This is a genomic window from Aureisphaera sp. (assembly GCF_059726885.1).
The window spans coordinates 2,999,211-3,023,747 of record NZ_AP041051.1 but is presented as its reverse complement, the minus strand read 5'-3'; the positions used below and the strand labels follow the sequence as shown (position 1 = coordinate 3,023,747).

Here is a 24,537-nt window from a genome sequence, read left to right as displayed (position 1 = left end):
CAGAAAACTCTCTTGTGTTACAAAACAGAAAACAAAAAGCCCGTGATTTTCAGAATCACGGGCTTTTTTATAAGTATTGGTCAATACTAGTTTAGCTCAAAAAAATCTAGTAATTCATTATTCCCAATAATTTCCTCAACAATGGCTTCTTTAGAAAAATCATCCCTCGCTGGAATATCTCGAAGTAACTCTAAATGCTTTTTATCTACAATATCAGCAACCAATTCACTGTTCTGAAAAGCATAGTCCCTTACTCTGGTTTTGTAACCTACATTGAAAAACTGTTGGTCTTCGGTGAGGTAACCATTTTTGCGCATAGTTTTTGCCTTTTTACCACATCTGCAAGGGTTTTTCGGGTTCATCAGTCCGCATTTTTGTTGCATAAAGTTGATTAACTCCTTTCTTGCTCTGTGAAGCTTTACCCTATAGTTAGCTTTTGTCATTCCGAATATTTCAGAACCTAAATTGTGGTCGACTCCGAACGTTTCTCCTACAATAAATAAAAGCCTTTGCTCCCTGGTAAGACACATTATCATACCTGACAGACAACGATATCTAAGCTCCTTAGCCAATTCCTCGTATTCCTTTTCTTCACTTTCGCCTACGGTTGCATTTTCAATAGAGTCAAGTCGTTTTCCTTGATTTTCAAAATCCGTGAATTGTTTTTCTCCTTTTCGTCTTTTGGATAACAAAAATTCGTTAAATACAATGCGATAGAGCCAAGTTCTAAATTGGCTTTCGAATTTAAATTGTGATAGCTTGGTTATTACCTTGATAAGTGCCTCTTGAGTTAAGTCTTCTGCGTCTTGAGGGTCAAAGGTAAATTTCCATGCCACATTGAAAATATAAGGTCTGTGGATTTTTATAAGCTGATTCAATGCTACTTTGTTACCATCCAAAGAGGAATTTAATAGTTCTAAATTTTTTTCCTCTGAATATTTATCTCCAAGTTGATTCATATGAGTATTTTCTTGTTAGATACAAGAATTGGATAGGTGTTACAAAGTTCGTTTTAAGGTTGTGCCTAACGGTATTGTATATGCCCCGCGCCAGCCTCAACGCTAAACTGGGTTACACAAAAAATTAGTTTCTTAAAGCTACTATTTTTTTGTGTATGAATTGGTGGTATGGGGTATATGCGTTATTGGCCACTGAATCATTGCTTCGGTTCGAGCCAATATAGACTATCAACTTTTTTTAAGTTGTTATTCAAAACTGTATTAATTACAACCAAGCTATCGCTTTCTAACCACTTGACATTGAGCACTTCACTTATTCTTTCTTCTCGCGTGAAACCTGAGTAGAAATTCATAGAAACCACCCCTTTTTCATTTGCATTGAAGGGTCTTGAGATACGAATTAAATTATGTCCGCCCACATCATACTCAAACCAATTGGTCCTAACTACTATTTCGTTCCCGACTGAGCTTACGGTCTTCAGTTTGTCCTTTTGGAACATATCCTTGAAATCCGACCAATATATTATTATGACAATTGGAACTAGAAATAGTGAATAATACTTTTTGAAAAGTTTCATCTGCTATGGTAAGATTTTGTGGCCAACGGTCTCGTATAACCGTCAGTTACGGGCCAAATTAGCGATTATTTTCGGATTAAACCTCGACTGTAGCAATTCTGAGTGGATTCGGACAGCCTGTCCCGAATTTGTTTCGGGATAGTCGAATTAGCCCTAATTTCGGTTATACATTGTTAACCACTGGCTTTTTATTTTTGAACAAGATTAAGGCAAACCAAACAAAAACGATAAGACTCCATAAGCCTAAGAATGGGCCTAAGTCAAATAATTCAGCATCTGCTGGTGCCACAGGGAAAGTTAGTATGTTTAATGTAAAAAGGCCTGCTGATATAAGACAGCCAGTCCAACCCAATAATTTATTGAAATTAGAGTTTTTTGCAATATTAATTCCGAACAGAAACCAAGATATAGTTATAAAAATATCGAAGGCAACATCTAGTCCTGCTTGCACTCTATTTGCTCCTTTGAAAGATGCTTTCAACAATGATTTTGCTTCATCAGAATTCGCTGCTTCCATTGCGGTCTCATGCCATATAAAATTTGCTTGTTGAACTACAATAAATGAACAAGCAATAGCGGCTCCAATAATTCCAAATAAGTAAGCTATTTCTAAAGTTGGTGTATGAGACTCCCTTTTTAAAAAACTATAAAGTCCCATAAAAGCAATGATCCACAATAATGGAAAGGTAAATCCTAGCAATCTACTAACGTAATCCGGAATAAATGGAAGAATAGCTGCAGCGAAGTAGAATATAATTGAAATAATGCCGGATATCGCTCCGATTTTTTCGATGTGATGAATTGTGCTCTTTTTTGGCTCCATGTCTATAGTTAAGTTAGTCTTCTAGACTCGTCAAGTATTGATTGTCTTTTAAGTCTTTCAACTATAATAGACGCAAAAAATTTGGAAAAGGTTGTCTAGTCTTTAGGCTTGGAATGCGATTATAGCTTGTGGCTAACGTGTTTGTATATGGTTTGTTGTGTGTTTTGAGCACCTAATTTTGTAAATACAAACCGAATAGAAAATCCGCGAGGATTTTCAGAAGCGATGCCCTAAGCTTGTCGAAGGGAAAACGAGTTCTAGCAATTACTTATAGCCATTGTTGTAAGCAGTATTTTTAGTTTAACCAGACAATTTTCAGTCCAGTTTTATTCTTAATTTCTTTTAAACTTTCCGCTGTTTCAAATCCGATAACTGCATTTTGTCCTGCTGTGTCAAAATATGTGTAACGACCTTTAGAGTTACTGTTTTCAGTCAGATTTACGATTTTGGAAAACAAGTCAGTATCAACCCAATCATTGTCAACTTTTAAATTCCATTTGTAATCTTTTCCATTAAACGTAAAAGAAACCCAAGCTTTTTCCTCTTCAATATCCACATAGTCTTTCACGTTTTCAAATTTCAAACTACCTCTTGTAATTCGTTCAAGATTTTCAAATATATCAACATACGAGCCGTGGTCTTCAATAGCTTCTGTGTCAAAATCCCAGCATTTATTCGTTAGTGGTGTCCAAGGTTCACGCTCTATTGTTTGTCCAAGTGTCATATACATTAAAGAAAACGGTTCATCAAGAAAATCTTGCTCATCCCAACGCTCAATGTCAGATTTATCGGTTCCAGGATTTAATTCAAATCCCAATTCCTTAAATATTTCAAGTTGTTCCTCAAACGAAGGGTTTTTTGATGCAGAATTATTCTTAAATCCTAAAAATGATAATATTCCCATAAATAATAATATTTTTTTCATTTTGTGTTTTTGTCAAATTGCTTACGGTGTGCATGGCACGTGTCCCGCAGGGCATGTGCAATACACGATGTTAGCGCCTGTTTTTTTTATTTTTCTATCCATCCAATAATACTTGATATCCAAGGAATTTCAATATCTGTCCAAGTTACGGTTATGTTGTTCCACACTCTGACACCTTTAGGGTAACCAAGATTAGAGCCAATATCCCCATACTCTACTCCAATAAAACCTGTAGTTGTTTTGGCATTGTAGTAGTTACACCAAACCCGTCCTATTTCTTCGTTATTGAATGTAATGACTCTCCCATAACTGTCGTTTCTGTTATTCTCGATTGAGAAGTCATTATCAACTGAACTCATCATGTGAGGGATAGCTTGCTTCTTATCAAGGTCAATTTCAAATTGTCCTTTTGCGCTATGGAATATTACTACTCCCCGCGGGTCAATCGAAAAGCTTGACCTTGAAATAGCTGGAGGCACTGAATCAATTTCCGCAACCATGTCAGAGCTTTTTGTTTCTCTATTGACTTTATGAATATTTACAGTTGCAGTTACTCTATCTGTCCAACGACCCGATATACTATATGTCGCATATAGGAAATGTTCATTGTCAACCCAGTAAACTGGGACATTCGGCATAGTTGAAGCATAGGATGATAGTAATGTCCCAGCACCACAATTATTCACAATAACTTCCTGCTTATTCTTTTTGTCATTTAGAACTATCTTGTAAGGCAACTCGGATTTTTCTATTTCAAGTCCCCAAAGATGGTCTGGTGAATTAATGCCCTTTACACCTAGAAACTTCTTATTCTTGACAAACCCATAAGTCCTAGCCTTTAAATCACACACCAAATAACCAGTTCCAGTGAAAATGTTATCCCTATGAAAAATAATGCTATCACCTTTGGTTTCAATTAAGTCGTCACTTTCTTCCATTACCAATGATTGGGTCTTTACGTCAATGACGTTTCCAATTCCTGAAATCACATATCTATTTTGATAAACAAAATTGTGTCCTAAGTCATACCGCACATAGGAGCCTTGATATTGTCCTTTACTTGTCGGTGCAGAAAGTATTGTATCGTTGGAAGAAAGCTTCCCGTCAATGAAGTTGTAACTTACAAGATGGGTGTAATTTCCAGTTCCTTCATCATTTTTCTGATATTCAGCAACGAGCAAGGAGTTTTTTCTAGTTTGCTGCCCAAGACAAAGGGTAGTCGAAAGAAGTCCTATGATGAAAAATATCTTGATCATTTTTTAATTGGCGCTAACGGTCTCGGCTATGAGTAGTTGCGTGGTTTAGCACTTAACTTAGCAAGTACACACCAAACTGACACGAGCGCAGCGAACTGGCACCAGCAAAATCCGCAAGGATTTTCAGAAGCGATGCCCTGAGCTTGTCGAAGGGTAGATGAGAACAAACAATTACTTATAGCCATTGTTGTGGTTAGTGTTTTTTATTCGTTTAAATTAATTTTTTTTATCTCAAAATAACACTTTTCGCATACTAATTTAATCTTAGCAAATTCCATTGATTCGTCATTCCAACCGTCTGTTTTTATTCGTTCTTTTTCGCATTCAGAACACCAAGCTTGAAAATCATCTTCTCCGCCCAATTCCATTCCACGAAAAGTTTCAAAAGCTTCTTCAAATCCAGTTTTGGTTTTAACATTCAGATGTTGGCAGATAAATGCCTTTCGTAATTTTCCGTGAATTCCGCAGTCAATTAACTCGTTTTCTATTTTCTCAACTTCTTCAGTTGAGATTTGGTCGGTAAGTACAAAGTATTTTTCTAAATGGTCAGAAATTACTCGATAAGTTCCAATTCCACCAAGTATGTCAAAAGTTATAGAAGTCAATTCCCAACCTGTGTATTTATCTCCGTCAAAATGAGCTTTGGTCAGGTTTTCATATTTCTTTTTTTCTCCAAATTCCTTAACTTTTAAAGTCTTAAATTTTCTCGGCTCAAAAGAATTTTCGTTCGCCCAAGCCCACATCCACGTATTTGTCTTTTGAGAAAAAGTTCCAACAGGTATGTATTTGAAATAGATTTCTTTGTCGTCTGAATACAGTCTTAATGTTTCGCTGGATTGATTATAGAACCAATTTGCATAATTGTCAAGGTCATATTCGGCTCTGAATTCGTTTTGAAATTCAGTCAGCTTTTGACAAATTTTGTCCGCATATTTTTTGTATTTCAGTGTTCCAAATATCAATTCAGTTAGTTTTTTTACATTAACCACAACGGTCAAGCTACCCCCCGTACCGGAGCGAATGCGAAGGTATGGTCGTGGCAGCTATTGTTGTAAGGCGTTAATTTTTAATTTGGCTACTTGCTATTCTAAATCCCAAATTAAAATATCGACTATTAGGGTAATCATAATTCCGCCATGCAGTTTTCAATGCATTTTCTTTATTGTGAAAAGAGCCTCCTCTCATAGATTTTGCATTTTCGTAATTCTCGATTGGTCTATTTTCGTATGTCTCGGCGGTGTTTTCACACCATTCCCATACATTACCCGCTAAATCATAAACTCCATATTCATTTGGAGAATAACTTCCATTTGGTGCTGTGAATGCATACCTATCATCAACTAGATTATTAGCCCAAGGATAAGGTGTGTTTTTGTCAGCGAAATTTGAATTTATACCGGTAGGTATATTATTTCCCCAAGGATATTTTATAGATTTCCCTTTATTTCTTGATATATACTCCCATTCGTCTTCAAATGGAAGTCTATATTCTGTATTAGTTTTTTTCGATAACCATTTACAATATTCTTTTGCATCATTCCAACTTACACAAGTTACTGGATGATTATCACTTTGTTTAAAGCCAGGGTTTTTCCAGTTGATATTTTTCTTCTCCCATCTTCGGATTGAATCGTTAACATATAAATAACTATAGGCCCAATTTTCTTTTTCAGCTTCAGTTACATAGTCTGTTGCATCTACAAAAAGTTCAAAATCTTTCACAGATATTTCATGCCGACTTATTCGAAAACTATTAACAAGAACTTTATGTACTGGTTGAGCTGTCAAGTTTGAAGAATCGAATTCGTCTCCCATATAAAACTCTCCTCCTGTTATAAAAATCATCATATTATTTGAGTCTGGAAATGGATTGGTGTCTCTTTCGCATGAAAAAAGAAAAGATAGAATAAATAACACAATGAATATTTTCATGACATGAAATATAATTACTTACAACGGTATTGTGTATGGCAAGTTGCCGTATTAATAGTTTTATATTATTCAGTCGTAACTGAGGTTTATTAGTAGGAGAGAGTTTAAAGTTAGCCAAATTTTGGCAATGTGTTATATACGTTGTTAGCTGCTGGCCTTCTATAACTCTAATATTTTATCAGCTACTTTTAAGCACCTTTCAAAATCTCCTGTCATAGACATGGATGTCCGTTCGATGTTCAGCAATTGTTGAGCAATCTTATTGCGATCAGAACAATTTTCCAGCAGTTTTTGTATTCCATAAATATATGATCGATATTCATCCCGTGGTCCATAATCATTGACTCCTATAGGATCCCAATGGGTCCATAAAATATCATCAATTTTCTTGAGTTTTATTAAATCTATTGCCGCTTTCTTGTTGTTCTTAGAAATTCTAGTTTGATTAAAGATTAGAATTGTCGCTCTAACCTCTTCGTATAAATGTTCATCGTCAAGACTACTAGCTAATTTCAGGGCTAGCATTGGAATATAAAATCCGCAATCATAATCAAATGGAGCCGGCTCTCCAGAGGAATTATATGTTATTTTCGCAACATTCTCCGCTAAAAGAAAATAAATTTCAATTTGAGGGTTTTTATTTTTTAAAGTTAATTCTCTAATTCTTGTGAATTGATTGTGGGCTTTTTTCCAATTATTTTTATCTTGAATTATTTGATATAACTCTGAAATCTCAACAGGAATATTACGAATCTCTCCATCAAATCTTGATAATATTAACCCGCCCCAATTTGGTCGAACAGATTCGGGAACATTATCAAATATTTTTTCACCAACGTTTAAATCAGTTTTAATTTTATCCATGGTTTATGGCTTGCATATAACGGTATTGTGTATGGTTAGTTGCGGTTGTGTTTAGCGGAAAGTTAGCAAATAAATCACAACCCATTGAAGTTGTCCGATGATTTTTCCAAAGGGAAAATCAGCCAGCAATTGATTATACACATTGTTGGGCGTAGTTGTTTTTATTTCTTTTTCTCAATCAAAGTAATTGTCAACTTGTTCTTTTGCTGTTTAATCTCAATCTGATCTCCAACTTCTTGCCTTTTTCCATCTTTCATTTCTTGCATTAAATCTGCAATTGTTTTATTCCAATTTTGAGGTCGTGAAACAGGTTTTTGAATTTTTGTTCTTGTTTTATTTAAACCAAATTTTTTAAAAAAGTTCATTTTTTGATTAAGCACTGACGCTCGCAATTCCCGAGTGGATTCAGACGTAGTCGAATCCGCCGTAATTGCGGTTATACATTGTTGTACGCAGTTTTTATTTTATTTAAACTTTCCATTTGACTTTCAAATCCCTTAAATGAAAATTCCAAATCTTGAGCATATTTGTCAGAAACCCAATCTTTGTATAATTCTAAATATTTTTCCATTTCATTGGTTCCGTTGAGTTGGTCAGTCCATTTAAGAGCAGACATAGCATCTCTTTGGTCAAAATGTAAGTGTTTTTGAGTCAAATAGTAATCAAGATATTTTTTTAAATACTCGATTCCATTTTTAGTGTTGAAAGAAGCTAAAGTCAAACAATACCCAGTTCCAGCATAGCAAACTTGACTTTTTAAAAGATGAATTCCAATTATGTCCTCAACTTCCTTTAATTCCATTATTGTTGAGAAATATGCTCCGACAATTCGTGTCCTCCAATTAAAATCGCCAAGCAGATTCTTAACTATACCTGTATTCAATTCGGCTTTTATTGGCTCAAGCTTTTCTATAAATTTCGCCGTGTTGTTTATTTGAAACATATAGAAAGGAACACACCATTTTTTTATAAAATCAGGTTCGAGCTTTTTTTTGTTTGAGTAATGCTCCAATTCCTCAAATGAACTTTTATGTCTGACAGTCGCTCCAGCAGAATGTAATTCGATTTGTTTTTTTGTTTTGTCGTCCATTTTTCAGTTTGGGCAAATTGCGTACAACGGTTAGTATATGAATAGCAGGCGATTTCGAAGCACAATACTCTCGGTTAATCACAAACTTTTATACAAGCCATAAGCCTTGTATTTATTATTATTCGACTATTTCTTATATACATTGTTAGCAACTGGCTTTCTTTATTTTCGATTTAAAAATCCTTTCGCAATATCATCTACGAGACTATGGTGGGCACTCCATTTTTCATAAACTTCCAACGCCCATTTTCTTATCAATTCTTTACAATCTTTTTCGTTGGTTGATTTCTCCTTAATATCGGTTGTTGTAATAGTTCCTCTTTTTAGTATTTCAGGTGGGGTTAGAAATTCATTCTGTTTATGAACCTTATATTTATTAAGATAATCACTCAGTTTTGGTGAAAGTTCATAAGTCCATTTAATACCGTATTCAAAAATCAAATGAAGTCTTGACAGGTGAAAATGATTATTCCACCTACCGTGAATTTCTGGGTGTTGTAATGTGTGTGCATCAACAATCAGAAATCTATATATGTGATTTTCAATATTTGAAAAGTCAATTTCTTGAAATCCAAGATTAAAAATCTCTAAGCATTCGTGAATCCCTCTTTTCGTATTTGCTCCACAAAATTGACATTGTCCACGATCTAAAAGTGCAACTCCATTCTTTTCAGCTAAATCAATATAATCTTGCATTGTCTTTTTCGCTTGTTGCTAATGGTATTGTGTATGGCACGTTGCCGAAACAAAATTTTATTATTAAAATCAAAGGTCCTCGGGACCTTTGGTGGAGGCACCCGCGTTAGCGGTTTGCGCTCTTTTGATTTAAAAGTAAGGGAGAGTTTAAAGTTAGCCAAATTTTGGCAATGTGTTATATGCGTTGTTATATGCTGGCCTTCTATAACTCTAATATTTTATCAGCTACTTTTAAGCACCTTTCAAAATCTCCTGTCATAGACATGGATGTCCGTTCGATGTTCAGCAATTGTTGAGCAATCTTATTGCGATCAGAACAATTTTCCAGCAGTTTTTGTATTCCATAAATATATGATCGATATTCATCCCGTGGTCCATAATCATTGACTCCTATAGGATCCCAATGGGTCCATAAAATATCATCAATTTTCTTGAGTTTTATTAAATCTATTGCCGCTTTCTTGTTGTTCTTAGAAATTCTAGTTTGATTAAAGATTAGAATTGTCGCTCTAACCTCTTCGTATAAATGTTCTTCGTCAAGACTACTAGCTAATTTCAGGGCTAGCTTTGGAATATAAAATCCGCAATCATAATCAAATGGAGCCGGCTCTCCAGAGGAATTATATGTTATTTTCGCAACATTCTCCGCTAAAAGAAAATAAATTTCAATTTGAGGGTTTTTATTTTTTAAAGTTAATTCTCTAATTCTTGTGAATTGATTGTGGGCTTTTTTCCAATTATTTTTATCTTGAATTATTTGATATAACTCTGAAATCTCAACAGGAATATTACGAATCGCTCCATCAAATCTTGATAATATTAACCCGCCCCAATTTGGTCGAACAGATTCGGGAACATTATCAAATATTTTTTCACCAACGTTTAAATCAGTTTTAATTTTATCCATGGTTTATGGCTTGCATATAACGGTAAATTGTATGAGTAGTGGCAGATTTCGTGGTAGTTTCCTGTCAAATCACTATGCAGTTTGAGCGGGCTACATACCTTGATATTTAGCATTTTCCCTGCCATTACTTATACAAAATGTTATACATTTTTTAATTTAGTCTTTTCCAAGTTTCATTATGACTAGGAACTGTCACTTTTGATATCTTACCATTGGAATCAAGTATGAAATCAAAATTAATAGTCGTTCCTTCCACATAGAATCGAGTTTCAGATTCAGGAAATAGGGTGAAGGTTTGGTTATTTGCCACAAAAAATAAAGTGCCATTTTTAACAAACATTGTAGCTGTTGTGTTTGCTCCTATAAGTTTGTAATCGCCACAATATTTCTTTAACTCACTCTCGCTTAAGCTTAGAAATTCTTTGTTCTCAAAATTGATTACTGATCTTGTTTTTAAATTATATTCATCACCTGATTTTAAAATGTAAAACTCTCTACTGCCTTTTGGTAATTTATAAATGGTATCTCTTTCTTTTGACCATCGGGTTCCATCATATATGGCAACATAACTCTCTCCGATAACTTTAAATGTATTGCCTTGTACAATTATTCCAGTACCTTCATCTATCCCTATCCCTAATAATTTAGGCCTGTTATCCAGAATTTCAAACATATCAAACTGCCTGTTTCTTTTCAGAAGGTGCTGGTCAATCGCAATATTTTTTATAAAACCTAATCCTTCCTCATGGTCTCCCATCATTTTTGTATTTCCGTGTGAATCTCCCCTAGCCAAATACGAACCTTGAATAGTAGCACCCGCAGATCCCCCTGCGATTACGCCACCGCGATCTAAGAGTTTAAAAAATTCATCATGTGTCTTTGTATTTAAATAAGAGTCTGCATGCCTCCATTGTCTTCCTCCACTGAATATCACACCCACAGCATTTTTGATGGGTTCAATAAATTCATTTGAATTGGCTTCTTCTGGGTCTCTAGTGTGTAACACCGTTACATTGGTAAATCCAGATTTAATGAATCTTTGTTTGTATTCTTCTAAAAAGTCATCAGAGAGAACTTCTGAAGAAGTAGCTGTCGGAATAACAATTATTGGTGAATCTGCTCCACCGATGAGCTCCAGGAATTTATCTTGAAAAACCCCATAAATTCCATCACCAGTTATAATTAATGTGCCCTTTGCCGGACCAATAGTTTCATTTGCTTTCTGGTCCATCGAATTTTGACCAAACAAAATGTTCACTGGCAAAATCGCCATTGTAAGAGCAAAACAGATTAATAAAGTAGAGTTCTTTTTCACAGTTTTTTAAGTTGAATAATGATGCATAACGGTTTGTATAAGAATAGTGCGGTTTTGAGTCCGAGGATTTTCCGCAGGAAAATCAGAGTGACCAAATACGCACTAACCTTTTGATTTAGGATTAAACTTAAGCATTATTTTTATACGTTGTTGGCAGTTGGCTTTAGTTTGTTTAAATAGTAACTAACTCCTTTTTTCCTCATTATAAATATGTTATATACAACATATGAGTATCCAATAATATTAAATATCAAAAAGACTATTAATTCCCATAAATCAATGTTGTTTTCATTTTCAACATAATAATTGTTGCCGTAAAAAATGAAGCTAAAAAACGTTGCTAAAAATAATATTGCGAAAGGATTAAAAATCATTGAGAGATAGTTTTTTATAAACGAAACGAATTTATTCGAATACCTGTCAAGGGTAAGCTTATCAAAATTTCTGAGTGTTGATTCATAATTCAACTCTAAAATTTCTTTTTCAAAAAAACATATGATATAAGCAGTAGTGAATACTTGCCGATTTGATTGACTCCTATATCCAGATAAAGTAATAACAAGAATAACTAGAAGGGCTATTGGTATAATGAAATCAGGAATTTTATCCGAAAAACCAAAAACAACACCAAAAGCGGTTATGCATAAAATAATCATTTGATATCTGCGTTCCTCGTTTTTTCTAATTTTTTCCTTTGCGAATTTATATTCCTCTATTTTATAATTTGAAGACATAATGTTTTAAAATCTAAATTGTCTTAAGCTTACTGCCAACTTGTCGTTATTTGTAGTTTCGGTTATTTATTATGTTTTAACACTTAAATAGTATGTGATACATTGTAAATAAGAGTAATGGTCCTATATCGATGTAAAGGATATATGGGTATGTATTTATTGAAACAAAAATCCGGGGAGAACTCAAATATAAGAAAATCCTGTGCGTACGAGTCATACCAAAACAAAAAACCACCCCTTTCAAGGTGGTTTTCTACAATTTATATATCGTTACGCTCTACTCTCCCATAGCCGCCGCCACATGGGCAGAAAGGCGCTTGTAGGTGCCGTTCTCCAATCGCTCACGGATACCAGAGAAGGCTTCGAGTGTAGTTTGTATGTCTTCCATAGTGTGGGAAGCCGTTGGGATCATACGCAATAGGATGAGTCCCTTAGGAATTACCGGATACACCACAATAGAGGTAAATACCCCGTAGTTTTCGCGTAAGTCCTTTACCAAGGCCATCGCCTCAGGAATACTTCCCTTTAGGTATACGGGCGTAACACAGCTCTGGGTCGTCCCCAAATCGAAACCACGCTCACGTAATCCACCCTGTAAGGCATTTACGTTATCCCATAGCTTGTCCTTAAACTCGGTACTGCTACGCATCATGTCCAAACGCTTTAAAGCACCTTCTACCAACTGCATCTGTAGCGACTTGGCAAACATCTGCGAACGTAGGTTGTACTTTAGGTAATTCATGATTTCCTCATCGCCGGCAATAAAAGCACCGGTACTGGCCATAGACTTGGCAAAAGTGGCAAAGTACACGTCTATATCGTCCTGTACGCCTTGCTCCTCTCCTGCCCCTGCTCCTGTCTTACCCAAGGTACCAAAACCATGGGCATCGTCTACGAACAAACGGAAGTTGTATTTTTTCTTAAGGGCCACAATTTCTTTTAACTTTCCTTGCTCCCCGCGCATTCCAAAAACACCTTCGGAGATCAACAAGATACCCCCACCGGTCTTTTCAGCTACTTTTTCGGCACGTTTTAGGTTCTTCTCGATACTTTCCATATCGTTGTGCTTGTAGGTGAAGCGCTGCCCCAAATGGAGGCGTACACCGTCTATAATACAAGCATGGGCATCTACGTCGTATACAATTACATCGTCCTTAGACACCAAGGCATCTATGGTAGATACCATTCCCTGGTAGCCAAAATTCAGCAAATAAGCTGCTTCTTTATGTACAAAGGCCGCCAATTCGTTTTGCAGTCGTTCGTGAAGATCGGTATGTCCGCTCATCATACGGGCACCCATAGGATAGGCAGATCCGTATTTGGCAGCTGCCTCGGCATCGGCCTTTCTCACTTCGGGATGGTTGGCCAACCCTAGATAATCATTTACACTCCAAGTGATTACTTCCTTTCCTTGAAACATCATTCTGTTGCCAATGGGACCTTCCAGTTTTGGGAATACGAAGTACCCCTCTGCCTGTTCTGCCCATTTACCCAACGGTCCTTTGTCTTTGTAAATCTTATCGAATAAGTCTCTCATCAATATTCAGTTAATTCAAATCCAAGTCGCAAAAATAGTTATTTTATGTAGCATGGCAATATTCTTGGGGGAGAAAGAAATCAACATTACCTATACAACAGGCATAAAAAAACCGCCAACGAAAGTTGACGGTCCTATATAGGGTTGTATTCTTCTATTTAACGTATTGTATGGATTGCTTTTGCAATTCTTCTTCGGCATCCATAAAACCTTGTTGCTGCATCCACTCGTCATTGTACACCTTGCTCATATAACGCGAACCATGGTCAGGGAAAATAACCACCACCACACTGTCCTTGGAGAAGGTTCCTTCCTCATCCAATTGCTTGATGCCCTGCATGGCCGCTCCACTGGTATATCCCAGGAATAAGCCTTCGGTTTTCGCCAATTCGCGGGCCGTATGGGCACTGTCCTCATCGGTTACCTTGGTAAACGAATCTATGATCTCGAAATCGGTTGCAGCTGGAATCAGGTTTTTACCCAAACCTTCAATTCGGTACGGATAAATCTCTTCCTTGTCCAATTCGCGGGTTTCATGGTATTTCTGAATCACACTTCCGTAGGCATCTATCCCCAACACCTTAATGTTCGGGTTTTGTTCCTTTAGGAACCTTGCCGTTCCGGAAATGGTCCCTCCTGTTCCACTACAGGCTACCAAATGCGTAATCTGTCCCTGTGTCTGTTCCCAGATTTCAGGACCGGTACTATGGTAATGTGCGTCAATATTCAATTGGTTGAAATACTGATTGATATAGATAGAACCAGGGGTTTCTTCATGCAAGCGCTTGGCTACCTCGTAATACGATCTTGGATCGTCCGCAGCTACATGGGCAGGACAAACGTGTACCTCTGCTCCCATGGTCTTTAGCATGTCGATCTTATCGGGTGAAGACTTAGAACTCACCGCCAATATACATTTGTACCCTTTTAAAATACTCACCATGGCAATACTGAATCCTGTATTTCCACTGGTGGTTTCTATAATGGTATCTCCGGGTTGTAACAAACCTTTCTTTTCGGCCTGCTCCAGAATGTAAAGCGCGATTCTGTCCTTCGCTGAATGCCCAGGATTAAATGCTTCCACTTTTGCGTAAAAGTGTCCAGCCATTCCAGAAGTGATGCGGTTAAGCTTAATGAGCGGAGTATTGCCTATTAGGTCCAGCACACTTTCTTGGGCTTGTATGTTCTTCATAAAAGGTATTTTAATTAAAAATCAAGGTATTACCTATCATTTAAATCGGGACAAAGTTACAGCAAATTTTTTAATTACTTCCCTATGCCCTCCATATCGAGAATGAACGCATAATCCTTGGCTACTTCCTTCAACGCTTCAAAACGTCCGGAAGCTCCCCCATGTCCTGCATCCATATTGGTATGTAACAATAAAATCTGATCGCCTTTCTTCATTTCACGTAGCTTGGCTACCCATTTGGCAGGTTCCCAATACTGCACCTGCGAGTCGTGAAGTCCCGTAGTTACCAACATATTAGGATATTCCTTGGCCTCCACGTTATCATAAGGGGAATAGGATTTCATGTACTCATAATATTCCTTTTCATTCGGATTTCCCCACTCGTCGTATTCTCCCGTGGTTAACGGAATGTCATCGTCCAGCATGGTCGTAACCACATCTACAAAAGGAACGGCTGCCACAACCCCATTATACAATTCTGGTGCCATATTTACCACAGCTCCCATAAGAAGCCCTCCGGCAGAGCCTCCCGAAGCGTATAAATGCTCTGGAGAGGTATATTTTTCTTCAATTAAATACTTAGATACGTCTACAAAGTCGGTAAAGGTGTTTTTCTTCTTCAACAACTTCCCATCTTCGTACCATTGCCTTCCTAAATACTGGCCTCCCCTAACATGCGCGATGGCATAGATAAAGCCTCGATCCAACAAACTTAATCGTACGGATGAGAAATAAGGGTCTATCGTAGATCCATAAGAACCATAGGCGTATTGCCATAACGGATTGTTACCGTCTTGTTTCATTCCCTTTTTGTAGACCAATGACACCGGAATTTTGGTACCGTCCGCTGCAGTGGCCCACACCCTTTTCGATTCGTAATTCTCCTTATCGAACTTACCCCCAAGGACCTGGGTTTCCTTTTTCACCTCTTTTTCCTTGGTGTCCATGTTAAAATCGATCACAGAGGCAGGCGTGGTGAGGGAATTGTAACTATACCGTAGGATATCGGTATCGAATTCTATATTCTGAATGGCATAAGCCGTATAGGTTTCATTATCGAAGGGTAAATAATAGTCTGCCGCACCATCCCAGCGTTTGATTCGGATTTCGTTCAAGCCATTGCTTCGTTCGCTTACCACCAAGTAATCCTTGAAAATATCCACATCCTCTAACAAAACATCGTCTCGATGCCCTATTACTTCTTCCCAATGCTCCTTTTCCGTTTTATTTTCAGGGGTTTTCATGAGTTTGAAGTTCTTGGCCTCATCCTTATTGGTCACCACATAGAAATGGTCTTCAAAATGGAAAATACTGTATTCTAAGCCCCTGGTACGCGGTTGAAACACCTGAAATTCTTCATCGGGCGTATCGGCGTTCAAAATCCTGAATTCTGAGGTAAGGGTACTATAGCAGCCAATAACCAGGTATTTTCGGCTTTTTGTTTTGTAAATATAGGTTCCGAAGGTCTCATCCTTCTCCTCATATATCATGGTATCGTTTTCACTGGAAGTTCCTTTGGTGTGCTTAAAAATACGGTGCGCACGCAGTGTAACCTCATCCTTACGGGTGTAAAAGAGGGTTTTATTGTCGTTGGCCCAAGTTGAGCTTCCCGTGGTTAAAGGGATGGATTCATCCTGAATCTCCCCGGTCTCCAAGTTCTTAATATAAATGGTATACTTTCTCCTACTCAGGGTATCTACCCCAAAGGCGACCCACTTATTATCCGGGCTTATATTCAGCCCCCGTAAGTTGTAATAGGAGTAATCTGCGGCCATATCGTTCACGTTGAAAAGGATTTCTTCATCGGCATCCAACGAGCCTTTCTTACGTGAGTAAATGGGGTAATCCTTGCCCGTTTCATAACGTGTAATGTAGTAGTACCCGTTGTAGAAATAAGGAACGGACTGGTCGTCTTCCTTGATGCGGCTTTTCATTTCTTCAAAAAGATCCTTCTGAAAGTCCTTCGTGTGCGCACTCATCTTATCATAGTAGTCGTTCTCACGCTCCAGATAATCTATCACCTCTTCGTTTTCCTTGTCATTAAGCCAATAGTAATTGTCGACTCTTACGTCATCGTGCTTTTCAAGGTTTTTAGCAATTTTATCGGCTTTCGGTGGTGTGATGTCCATAGAAGTTTCGGTAGTTTCTTTTTGTTTACAAGCGGCTGCAAAAATAAGGGATAGAACCGAAACAAGTAGCAATTTTTTCATTGTAGGGAAATGATGTTAATAAAGGACCAAAGTAGTAAATTTGCACTAAACTTAAAACTCGTACTATGTTTGGAGACCTTATGGGAATGATGGGTAAACTGAAAGAAACCCAGGAAAAAGTAGAAGCTACAAAGCAACGATTGAATACGGTTTTGCTCGATGAAAGTAGTTCGGACGGATTGCTGAAGGTAACAATAACAGCCAATAGGGGCATAAAAGCCATAGAAATTGATAATAGCCTTTTAGAGGACAAAGAGCAGTTGGAGGATTACCTTATTCTCACTTTGAACAAGGCTATAGAAAATGCTTCAAAGGTGCACGAAACCGAAATTGGGGCCGTTGCCAAGGAGGGAATGCCCAATATTCCCGGAATGGATCTTTTCAAATAATTAGTTGTACCCCACCAAATGCTGGTCCAAAAAGTCGAAATGGTGACTGGTATCCTTGTAGGTACTGAAGGAACTATATCCTGAAAGCTCCCCTAATGCCTTTCCTTTGCTGTTGGTCATTACCATTAATGGAAAGGAACCGTTCTTATTGTACTTGGCCATAATGGTTTTGTTATAAGCACGTTGTTCCTCGGTAATAATATCCATCCTACGTGGATAATCTATCATGACCAAAACCATATTATTACTTCTCTCCGCAAAGGCCTCTGTGGCAAAAAAGTCTGTTTTTAATGCTTTGCAGGGTGTACACCAATCGCTCCCAGTAAAGTAGATGAGGATGGGTTTCTTTTCTGCTTTCGAAATTTCCTTGGCCTCATCTAAATTGTAAAGCCAGTTTAGTTCTGAAGATTCCTGTGAAATACCGGTAGTACAAATTCCTACCAAAAAGAAAAATACCAAAAGTTGTTTCATGAAGAATGGTTTTTAAAAGACTACCATTATTTGTGCCAAAGATGCCAAAAAAAAAAGAATTCCCAAATTTATTGGGAATTCTTTAATTAGTTGATGGTTAATGCTTTATTCCTAATTGTTAATCAATCGGAATTCTGTTCTACGGTTGGTAGCATGTTCTCTTTCAGTACATGACACTCCGTCCGCACATCTGTTCTTAAGACGGTTTTCCCCGAATCCGTTAGCCACTAACAAACTGTTGTTAACCCCTTTAGACTGAAGGTAACGTACTACTGCTTGCGCTCTTCTTTCAGAAAGGTCTTGGTTAGACGCTTTACTTCCTCTTGAATCGGTATGCGAAGCAATCTCCAATTTCACACCTGGGTTCTGAGCCAATACCGGCATTAAACGAGTATCGATTAAGCTTTTAGCCTGTGCTGTAAGGGTGGCACTACCTAAGTTCCAGTTAATAGGAAGGGCTTGGTACTCTACCAACGCACACTCTACTTCTTTCCAGGTGGTTAGCCCACCTTTAGACTGAAGTACTTCCTTAGTTACCGTCTCATACTTTGCAGGAACCGTTACCTCTTCTACCCTAGCATCGCTTACAAGCTTAGTTACTGTAAGGGTCTTGCTCTCTGGGCTAACTGGCACAGCTACTGTAGTTGGAGGTGTATTCATAACCGTTTTAGTGAAGGTCTTCGATTCGGAAGGAATCGTTTCCTTACGTGTAGCCTCATCAGAGTAAATAGTTTTCTTAACTGTTTTGGTTACTGCAGGAATTTCAATTCGTTGCGTAGATGGTGGGGTCACCATTACCTTGCGAGTCATTGTTTTAGTTACTGCAGGAATATCAATTACTCTTGTAGTAGGAGGCGTTACCATTACCGTTTTCTTGATGGTCTTAGTCTCACCAGGAATATCGATTACACGGGTTGTAGCAGGCTTTACCAAGATGGTTTTGGTATAAGAACTCTGTCCACAATTTCCGGCTCCACCATTCTTGTCACAATCTGACGTCTTTACGAAAGAAGCATCGTTCGCTAAACGCTGTACGTTTACGGTAGTGAATTCTGCAGGAATCCCTTTGTAACACCAGTATCTACAATCGTTAGGATCGCTAGAGGCACATTCGGCAGCTGGAGTTTCGCTCATTTCCCAACGAGCTGTCTTTGGCTTTACCTCGATAGTCTCAAAGTCTGAAGAAAAGCTTGCAGGAATAGTAGAAATACTTGATCCATATTCTCTTTTCACATACGTGATTTTCTCTGTTCCGTATTCGGCAGGAATCACTTCTAATTTTTGTGAAGGCTCTTTTACGGTAATAACCACATCTCTAGTTTCGTATACGGCAGGAACCACTTCTACTTTCTGGTAGGCAGGTTGAACCACAACCTCGAAAGTTCTGTTTTCATACACCGCAGGAACCACTTTAAGGCTATAGCTAGCTTCGCTCACTACTACGGTCTCAGTGTCATTGGATTTTTGGGAAGGAACCCGAACCAAGCGCTCGGAAGCTTCTTTGGTTTCTACACTAAAGGATTCTGTTCCATACTTAGCAGGAACCACACGTAGATTTTCAGATGGTACTTTAGACTCTACGGTCATGGTTTCCTTTTTGTACACGGCAGGAACTACCGATAGTTTCTTGTACGCGGGCGATACCTCTACGGTAACGTTCTCATTCACCCATACATCTGGGGTGACACAGCGCACATAACACTTACCCGGCTCAGGGTTCGTGGGAAGGTCTTGCGCTTTGGCAAAAGTAAATGCAAAGCACACAAGGACAAATAGAATAGATTTTTTCATGTTGTTGATGTTTTATTTAACGCGTTAAAATTATGCAGTAAGCCTCTTAAATATAGCAAATTAAGATTGCTTTTCGCTTAAATGCAGCCGATTTTCGATCAGATGTTTTCCTTTTTAGTTGAAATGTAAAAACGGAGCAGTAGCTTTGCCCCAAGTAAAGAATACGACCCTTTTTGGCCTAAAAAAGAAGTTTCATTTATTGTATGGAATTGGTTTTTTTCGGATATTTAGGGATCATAACAAAGTTTAACTACTAAATCAATAAATATGTTCGAACTAAAGAAAAGCGGTGATAAATTTCACTTCGTATTAAAGGCTGGTAATGGCCAAGTGATTTTGTCCAGCCAAATGTATGCCTCTAAAGCGGGAGCCATGAACGGAATCGAATCCGTTAAGACCAATTGCTCCGACGATAACTGTTGGGAGCGCAAGACTGCCAAGAATGGAAAATTCCATTTCAACCTTAAATCAACTAACGGGCAGATTATTGGTAGTAGTCAAATGTATGCTGGGGAATCTGGAATGGAGAATGGTATCGATTCCGTAAGAAACAATGCTCCAGGTGCAGATGTAAAAGAAGTAGAATAATTAGTTCTTACCGCACATGAATAAAAAAAGCTCCTTTCGAGGAGCTTTTTTTATGGTTCATAATCACTGAGGACTTCCAGTAAGTATTCATGCATTTGCTGTGTATAGTCCAAATGGGTCACTATTCGCAATTTACCGTGCCCCATACTGCTTATCTTAATATTTTGCAGAAGAAGGTCATTCATGAACTTCTCCTCTATAATATGGCTTTGTAAATAGAAAATGACAATGTTCGTTTCTGTGCGCTCCACCTCCTTTATATAATCCTGCCCTTTCAATACCAAGGCAATTTCCAAGGCACGTTGATGGTCTTCTGCCAAACGTTCTATATGATGATCCAAAGCATAAATACCTGCCGCAGCTACATAACCTACTTGGCGCATACCACCACCCAATACCTTCCTTACCCGCATGGCATTGGCCATGGCGTCCTTGGTTCCCAATAAAACGGTTCCTAAGGGAGCACCCAAACCTTTACTTAAGCAAATAGAGATGGTATCGAAGATCCTTCCATAGTTGGTGGGGTCCTCGTTATTCGCAACAAGGGCATTCATTATACGGGCACCATCCATATGGTATTGTAATCCATGAATATCACAAACTGTTTTTATACGTTCCAAGGCCGCAAAATCATAGCATGCACCTCCTCCTTTGTTGGTCGTATTCTCCACGGCCACGAGTGAGGTTAATGGACTGTGATAAAAATCTGGAGGATTTATGGCTTTTTCCACTTGCTCGGCATTGATCATTCCGCGATCCCCATCGATTAGCTTGCAGGAAACACCACTATTGAAAGAGGCTCCTCCTCCCTCATAGTTGAACACATGTGCCCATTTATCGCAAATAAGCTGTTCCCCTGGCTGGGTGTGCAATTTAATGGCGGCTTGATTGGCCATGCTGCCAGAAGGAAAAAACAAACCTTCGTCCATTCCAAAAAGATTGGCGAGGCGCTCTTCCAGCTCATTTACCGTCGGATCTTCTTTGTATACATCGTCACCCACTTCGGCCCGGGACATGAACTCGAGCATTTCTGGTGTGGGCTTGGTTACCGTATCACTTCGTAAATCTATGATCATTTTTGGGGAACCTATTTCTAATTGAGTTTAAATCTTTTAAAAGTATGCTTGGTAATTTCTTCTGAAATCATTTCGTTGAATTCCACAATTTTCAATTTCATATTCGATTCATAATTCAAATTCTTCCCTCCTTCAGATTCATTGCTAATATCGAATAAACTGAATGCCTTCCTTGCCGAACCCGTAGTTCCTTCCATCATAAAAACGCGGCCGCATGGCTGTACCTTTCTCCGCACTGCAGGTATTTTGCCGTAGGTTTCGCTCTTATACTTCCCTACCTTCTCCTTCATCATTTCCCCTCGGTTGGCCATATAAGTTTCATATAGGGTGTCATCTTGCAATGGAATAGAATGAAACAATCCGCAATTATCGATTTTCTTCAGAAAAGTCTGACCATCTTCCTTCCAAAGCACATACGATTCCACATAAGTGTCTTTGGTCACGCACATTTTGCCATCTATCTTGAACATTTCAATTTTACCCGAACACACATGTTGGGTAACCATATAATCCTGAATATCCCTTTCCTTTAGTTTTTGGGTAAACTCATCGGTCAATTGCTGTACATAGGCCATGTCATTTTGACCTAACATACCGTAGGAGCACAGGGCAAAAAAGAGTACTATTATATTTTTCATAGGGGTGAGGTTGTGTACTATGAATGCAAATTTAAGGCTTTTGACCTTCCGTTGAAACATTTTCATCTCCCAACCAACTACACTGCCAGCTACCAATAGGGCTTCCGTCTGGAATTTTCGGGCTAGGGAACACTTTAAATTTTGAGGGTTCCTTTAGAAAGGCATCGATTTCTGTTTTCAATTGAGTAGCATACGCACTGCCTCCCAAATCCGACTTCAAATCCTTGATGGTTTTCATTGTAACTGCTTTCACTTGAGCTGTACTCCGTGAATTTGCGGCTAAATTCATAAGGTATTGCAATGTCGTAAACTGTATGGTGCGTTGTACTTCGTCCAAATAAGCATTTCTGCTATTGGTATCGAATACCTCATTAACAAGCGTTTCCTGAACATCTACTAAGCCTATGTTGTCCTGGTCCAGGGCTTTTTGCTGAATTAACCTATTGGCCCTTTCCGGATTGAGCAGCAATTGCAGGGTCATTTTCGAACTGGTTGCCACGGCACCCAGGGCATCGAAGGCAACTCCTGTTTTACTTTTGAAGGATTCTCGCCCCCTAGGATACCCCATGGCCCTTGGTGGGAACAATGCTAATTTATCTTCGGGTACTGCAAGTGTTTCGGCTTCCAAAGTACTTACAACGGCATTGAGTGCCCTTTTCTGAACCTTCTTGGGAAGGTATTTGGGTTCCTTACCATTATAACCTTTTACCAAATAATCGTAATCCATACCCCCAATGACCTTCACAGCCGCTTCGGTTTGATAACGGTGGAAAAAATACAATGGGACGAACAGGTCCTCCAAAACCGTATAAGGCTCACCCGTTCGTATGTTCTCCTTAGAAAAATTATCGATGGCATTTTTGCGCAATTCCAATACGCGTTCCAACTCTTCGGAAGGATCTTCTCCATTGTCCCATAAATGTGCTATTCCATGTGCCCCGGAATGTGCCCTGGCGTCACTATCGGTTATATATCGCAATCCCTTGGCAAAGGCACCTTCCAAAATTGAATTAAGGTGCACCTCTTCACTTACGCCGGTGGGAGTGTCGCTATAACTGTAGGCCACAGTAACCTTGTCCCATTCACCAATGCCTACATCATATGCATTCGTAATGTCTAAAGTACCATTCTTTAATTCTAGTTGGGGATGGGGATAGTCCATAACACTCGCCCTATCGTTGGTACTGGCCGCAAAATTATGTGCAAATCCTATGGTGTGTCCCACTTCATGGGCAGATAATTGACGAATACGTGCTAAGGCCATCTCTAACATAACCTGATGGTTTTCATCATTATCCTTAAAAGGCTTATTCATCAATGCTTGGGCAATCATAAAATCCTGACGTATCCTTAAACTTCCTAAACTCACATGTCCTTTTATAATCTCACCGGTTCTTGGGTCAGTTACACTGCCGCCGTAGCTCCAACCACGTGTGGACCTATGTACCCATTGTATGACATTATATCGCACATCCATGGGATCGGCTCCTTCGGGCAACAACTTCACTTGAAATGCATCTTTATACCCTATGGCCTCAAAGGCTTGGTTCCACCACTGTGCGCCTTCCAACAAGGCGGAACGAACGGGCTCTGGTGTCCCTGGATCGAGATAATAGATAATGGGTTCTTTTGCTTCACTAACCGCAGCCGATGGATTCTTCTTTTCTAACCGATGCCTTGTGATATAGCGTTTCTTTATAGGTTCCCAGATAGGCGTGCTATAATCCATATAGGTCATGGGATACGAGCCACTCCGTGGATCGAAAACCCTTGGCGTGTAGTTTTCGTCCGGTAATTCCACAAAACTATGATGCTGAATAACCGAGACCGATGAGTTTTCTGGTGCCACTGTAGATAGATTTCGTCCTGTGGCCTGACCTTTATAGGTGAGCATGGCCTCGAACTCACAATTCTTGGGAAAGGCCTTGGTACGTTCCATCCAAATGACCGAACGGCTCTTTTCCAGTTTGTAGGTCCCCTCCTTTTGTCCTTTCAATCGCTTTACCACACCATGCGTATCTTCCATAAGAAATGGTGTAATGTCTATTATGTATTTGGATTCCTTGGTTTCCTTAATTGGGAACCCATAAAGCACAGAGGTAGCAAAAGCTTCCGTTACGGATTTTCGCTCCAATTCATTTTCGGTAATGGCCCTGTAGTCCAAGTTGGGTTGCATAAGGAGCAGTTTATTACCTGCTTTTATAAACTTGACCACTGCTTCTCCTCCCAGCTGACCGCGATCCAAACCAATATCGTTAGACCCTAGTCCAGTTCGCAGGGAATGCACATATAAAAATTCCTTGTTTAATTTATCTGAAGGGACTTCTAAGTAGATGGAGCCTTCGTCTTCGGCATAGTGGAAATTGAAAAAACCCATAAAACTGTCCAGTTGCTTTTTCCCTTCCAAAAACTGCCCAGCTGCCGTGTAGGTCCCTAAAAATAATAGGCCTATAAGAATACGTGTAATCATATGTTAGATTTAATGTAGCGGGGAATGCCCTAAACTACTAAAATATCCTGAAATTAATTTCGGCTTGAAGATTTAAATTCTAATTTTACGTGAAAT

General features: G+C 38.6%; 24 protein-coding genes. 2 read left to right on the top strand and 22 right to left on the bottom strand.

From position 1 onward, the window contains the following. Positions 1–86: 86 nt before the first annotated feature. The 17 genes from AC6JAD_RS13465 to AC6JAD_RS13385 form a co-directional block, all read right to left on the bottom strand. The gene (locus tag AC6JAD_RS13465; protein WP_461302864.1) at positions 87–959 is read right to left on the bottom strand and encodes an RNA polymerase sigma factor; all 873 of its coding nucleotides are present in this window, start codon (positions 957–959) and stop codon (positions 87–89) included. 197 nt (positions 960–1,156) lie between these two features. Next, on the bottom strand, positions 1,157–1,537 hold the full coding sequence (locus AC6JAD_RS13460) for a hypothetical protein (protein ID WP_461302863.1): 381 nt from the start codon (positions 1,535–1,537) through the stop codon (positions 1,157–1,159). Between the two features lie 163 nt (positions 1,538–1,700). Continuing rightward, positions 1,701–2,360 carry a hypothetical protein gene (locus AC6JAD_RS13455; RefSeq protein WP_461302862.1) on the bottom strand — a complete coding sequence of 220 codons (660 nt, stop codon included), beginning with the start codon at positions 2,358–2,360 and terminating at the stop codon, positions 1,701–1,703. 295 nt (positions 2,361–2,655) lie between these two features. Continuing rightward, entirely contained in the window at positions 2,656–3,285 is a 630-nt protein-coding gene (locus AC6JAD_RS13450) for a hypothetical protein (protein ID WP_461302861.1), read from the bottom strand. An 86-nt stretch (positions 3,286–3,371) separates the two neighbouring features. After that, positions 3,372–4,541: a hypothetical protein gene (locus AC6JAD_RS13445; protein WP_461302860.1), complete on the bottom strand. Its 1,170-nt coding sequence runs from the start codon at positions 4,539–4,541 to the stop codon at positions 3,372–3,374. A gap of 203 nt (positions 4,542–4,744) precedes the next feature. Beyond that, positions 4,745–5,503 (bottom strand): DUF6882 domain-containing protein, encoded by a 759-nt coding sequence (locus AC6JAD_RS13440; protein WP_461302859.1) that lies wholly within the window; start codon positions 5,501–5,503, stop codon positions 4,745–4,747. Positions 5,504–5,600: 97 nt separating this feature from the next. Next, positions 5,601–6,473 carry a formylglycine-generating enzyme family protein gene (locus AC6JAD_RS13435; protein WP_461302858.1) on the bottom strand — a complete coding sequence of 291 codons (873 nt, stop codon included), beginning with the start codon at positions 6,471–6,473 and terminating at the stop codon, positions 5,601–5,603. 159 nt (positions 6,474–6,632) lie between these two features. Next, positions 6,633–7,337: a hypothetical protein gene (locus AC6JAD_RS13430; protein ID WP_497865580.1), complete on the bottom strand. Its 705-nt coding sequence runs from the start codon at positions 7,335–7,337 to the stop codon at positions 6,633–6,635. A 161-nt stretch (positions 7,338–7,498) separates the two neighbouring features. Then, on the bottom strand, positions 7,499–7,702 hold the full coding sequence (locus AC6JAD_RS13425; RefSeq protein WP_461589767.1) for a hypothetical protein: 204 nt from the start codon (positions 7,700–7,702) through the stop codon (positions 7,499–7,501). A gap of 71 nt (positions 7,703–7,773) precedes the next feature. Beyond that, entirely contained in the window at positions 7,774–8,427 is a 654-nt protein-coding gene (locus AC6JAD_RS13420) for a DUF6000 family protein (protein WP_461589766.1), read from the bottom strand. A gap of 162 nt (positions 8,428–8,589) precedes the next feature. Further along, positions 8,590–9,123: a DUF5946 family protein gene (locus AC6JAD_RS13415; protein ID WP_461589765.1), complete on the bottom strand. Its 534-nt coding sequence runs from the start codon at positions 9,121–9,123 to the stop codon at positions 8,590–8,592. A gap of 202 nt (positions 9,124–9,325) precedes the next feature. Continuing rightward, positions 9,326–10,030, bottom strand: a complete 705-nt coding sequence (locus AC6JAD_RS13410; RefSeq protein WP_497865578.1) for a hypothetical protein — start codon at positions 10,028–10,030, stop codon at positions 9,326–9,328. Between the two features lie 151 nt (positions 10,031–10,181). After that, positions 10,182–11,345, bottom strand: a complete 1,164-nt coding sequence (locus tag AC6JAD_RS13405; protein ID WP_461303715.1) for a Type 1 glutamine amidotransferase-like domain-containing protein — start codon at positions 11,343–11,345, stop codon at positions 10,182–10,184. Positions 11,346–11,485: 140 nt separating this feature from the next. After that, positions 11,486–12,079, bottom strand: coding sequence for a hypothetical protein (locus tag AC6JAD_RS13400; protein WP_461303714.1), 594 nt, complete (start codon positions 12,077–12,079; stop codon positions 11,486–11,488). Positions 12,080–12,356: 277 nt separating this feature from the next. Continuing rightward, positions 12,357–13,616 (bottom strand): cysteate-C-fatty acyltransferase, encoded by a 1,260-nt coding sequence (gene capB / locus AC6JAD_RS13395; protein ID WP_461303713.1) that lies wholly within the window; start codon positions 13,614–13,616, stop codon positions 12,357–12,359. 154 nt (positions 13,617–13,770) lie between these two features. Continuing rightward, positions 13,771–14,808, bottom strand: coding sequence for a cysteate synthase (capA, locus tag AC6JAD_RS13390; RefSeq protein ID WP_461303712.1), 1,038 nt, complete (start codon positions 14,806–14,808; stop codon positions 13,771–13,773). 74 nt (positions 14,809–14,882) lie between these two features. Then, positions 14,883–17,018, bottom strand: coding sequence for a S9 family peptidase (locus AC6JAD_RS13385; RefSeq protein WP_461303711.1), 2,136 nt, complete (start codon positions 17,016–17,018; stop codon positions 14,883–14,885). Between the two features lie 65 nt (positions 17,019–17,083). On the opposite strand from AC6JAD_RS13385, the gene AC6JAD_RS13380 reads away from it, so the two are divergent. Beyond that, on the top strand, positions 17,084–17,407 hold the full coding sequence (locus AC6JAD_RS13380) for a YbaB/EbfC family nucleoid-associated protein (RefSeq protein ID WP_461303710.1): 324 nt from the start codon (positions 17,084–17,086) through the stop codon (positions 17,405–17,407). On the opposite strand, the gene AC6JAD_RS13375 is transcribed toward AC6JAD_RS13380, so the two are convergent. Together AC6JAD_RS13375 and AC6JAD_RS13370 are read right to left on the bottom strand one after the other, a co-directional pair. Further along, positions 17,408–17,878, bottom strand: a complete 471-nt coding sequence (locus AC6JAD_RS13375) for a thioredoxin family protein (RefSeq protein WP_461303709.1) — start codon at positions 17,876–17,878, stop codon at positions 17,408–17,410. It lies immediately after the preceding gene. Between the two features lie 111 nt (positions 17,879–17,989). After that, the gene (locus AC6JAD_RS13370; protein WP_461303708.1) at positions 17,990–19,669 is read right to left on the bottom strand and encodes an OmpA family protein; all 1,680 of its coding nucleotides are present in this window, start codon (positions 19,667–19,669) and stop codon (positions 17,990–17,992) included. Between the two features lie 267 nt (positions 19,670–19,936). On the opposite strand from AC6JAD_RS13370, the gene AC6JAD_RS13365 reads away from it, so the two are divergent. Next, a complete protein-coding gene (locus AC6JAD_RS13365) occupies positions 19,937–20,257 on the top strand; it encodes a YegP family protein (RefSeq protein WP_461303707.1) in 321 nt (106 codons plus the stop codon). A gap of 50 nt (positions 20,258–20,307) precedes the next feature. Here the strand turns inward: AC6JAD_RS13365 and AC6JAD_RS13360 are convergent, their stop codons facing one another. From AC6JAD_RS13360 to AC6JAD_RS13350, 3 genes are read right to left on the bottom strand one after another with little or no spacing between them, the layout of a single operon-like run. Further along, positions 20,308–21,333 (bottom strand): threonine aldolase family protein, encoded by a 1,026-nt coding sequence (locus AC6JAD_RS13360; protein WP_461303706.1) that lies wholly within the window; start codon positions 21,331–21,333, stop codon positions 20,308–20,310. Positions 21,334–21,350: 17 nt separating this feature from the next. After that, positions 21,351–21,971: a hypothetical protein gene (locus tag AC6JAD_RS13355; protein ID WP_461303705.1), complete on the bottom strand. Its 621-nt coding sequence runs from the start codon at positions 21,969–21,971 to the stop codon at positions 21,351–21,353. A 31-nt stretch (positions 21,972–22,002) separates the two neighbouring features. After that, entirely contained in the window at positions 22,003–24,441 is a 2,439-nt protein-coding gene (locus AC6JAD_RS13350) for a zinc-dependent metalloprotease (protein WP_461303704.1), read from the bottom strand. Positions 24,442–24,537: the final 96 nt, after the last annotated feature.

Bases quoted from the DNA above. Each gene is read 5' to 3' on its own strand.
- AC6JAD_RS13465 (WP_461302864.1), bottom strand. From the start codon at position 959: ATGAATCAACTTGGAGATAAATATTCAGAGGAAAAAAATTTAGAACTA.
- AC6JAD_RS13460 (WP_461302863.1), bottom strand. From the start codon at position 1,537: ATGAAACTTTTCAAAAAGTATTATTCACTATTTCTAGTTCCAATTGTC.
- AC6JAD_RS13455 (WP_461302862.1), bottom strand. From the start codon at position 2,360: ATGGAGCCAAAAAAGAGCACAATTCATCACATCGAAAAAATCGGAGCG.
- AC6JAD_RS13450 (WP_461302861.1), bottom strand. From the start codon at position 3,285: ATGAAAAAAATATTATTATTTATGGGAATATTATCATTTTTAGGATTT.
- AC6JAD_RS13445 (WP_461302860.1), bottom strand. From the start codon at position 4,541: ATGATCAAGATATTTTTCATCATAGGACTTCTTTCGACTACCCTTTGT.
- AC6JAD_RS13435 (WP_461302858.1), bottom strand. From the start codon at position 6,473: ATGAAAATATTCATTGTGTTATTTATTCTATCTTTTCTTTTTTCATGC.
- AC6JAD_RS13430 (WP_497865580.1), bottom strand. From the start codon at position 7,337: ATGGATAAAATTAAAACTGATTTAAACGTTGGTGAAAAAATATTTGAT.
- AC6JAD_RS13425 (WP_461589767.1), bottom strand. From the start codon at position 7,702: ATGAACTTTTTTAAAAAATTTGGTTTAAATAAAACAAGAACAAAAATT.
- AC6JAD_RS13420 (WP_461589766.1), bottom strand. From the start codon at position 8,427: ATGGACGACAAAACAAAAAAACAAATCGAATTACATTCTGCTGGAGCG.
- AC6JAD_RS13415 (WP_461589765.1), bottom strand. From the start codon at position 9,123: ATGCAAGATTATATTGATTTAGCTGAAAAGAATGGAGTTGCACTTTTA.
- AC6JAD_RS13410 (WP_497865578.1), bottom strand. From the start codon at position 10,030: ATGGATAAAATTAAAACTGATTTAAACGTTGGTGAAAAAATATTTGAT.
- AC6JAD_RS13400 (WP_461303714.1), bottom strand. From the start codon at position 12,079: ATGTCTTCAAATTATAAAATAGAGGAATATAAATTCGCAAAGGAAAAA.
- capB (WP_461303713.1), bottom strand. From the start codon at position 13,616: ATGAGAGACTTATTCGATAAGATTTACAAAGACAAAGGACCGTTGGGT.
- capA (WP_461303712.1), bottom strand. From the start codon at position 14,808: ATGAAGAACATACAAGCCCAAGAAAGTGTGCTGGACCTAATAGGCAAT.
- AC6JAD_RS13385 (WP_461303711.1), bottom strand. From the start codon at position 17,018: ATGAAAAAATTGCTACTTGTTTCGGTTCTATCCCTTATTTTTGCAGCC.
- AC6JAD_RS13380 (WP_461303710.1), top strand. From the start codon at position 17,084: ATGTTTGGAGACCTTATGGGAATGATGGGTAAACTGAAAGAAACCCAG.
- AC6JAD_RS13375 (WP_461303709.1), bottom strand. From the start codon at position 17,878: ATGAAACAACTTTTGGTATTTTTCTTTTTGGTAGGAATTTGTACTACC.
- AC6JAD_RS13370 (WP_461303708.1), bottom strand. From the start codon at position 19,669: ATGAAAAAATCTATTCTATTTGTCCTTGTGTGCTTTGCATTTACTTTT.
- AC6JAD_RS13365 (WP_461303707.1), top strand. From the start codon at position 19,937: ATGTTCGAACTAAAGAAAAGCGGTGATAAATTTCACTTCGTATTAAAG.
- AC6JAD_RS13360 (WP_461303706.1), bottom strand. From the start codon at position 21,333: ATGATCATAGATTTACGAAGTGATACGGTAACCAAGCCCACACCAGAA.
- AC6JAD_RS13355 (WP_461303705.1), bottom strand. From the start codon at position 21,971: ATGAAAAATATAATAGTACTCTTTTTTGCCCTGTGCTCCTACGGTATG.
- AC6JAD_RS13350 (WP_461303704.1), bottom strand. From the start codon at position 24,441: ATGATTACACGTATTCTTATAGGCCTATTATTTTTAGGGACCTACACG.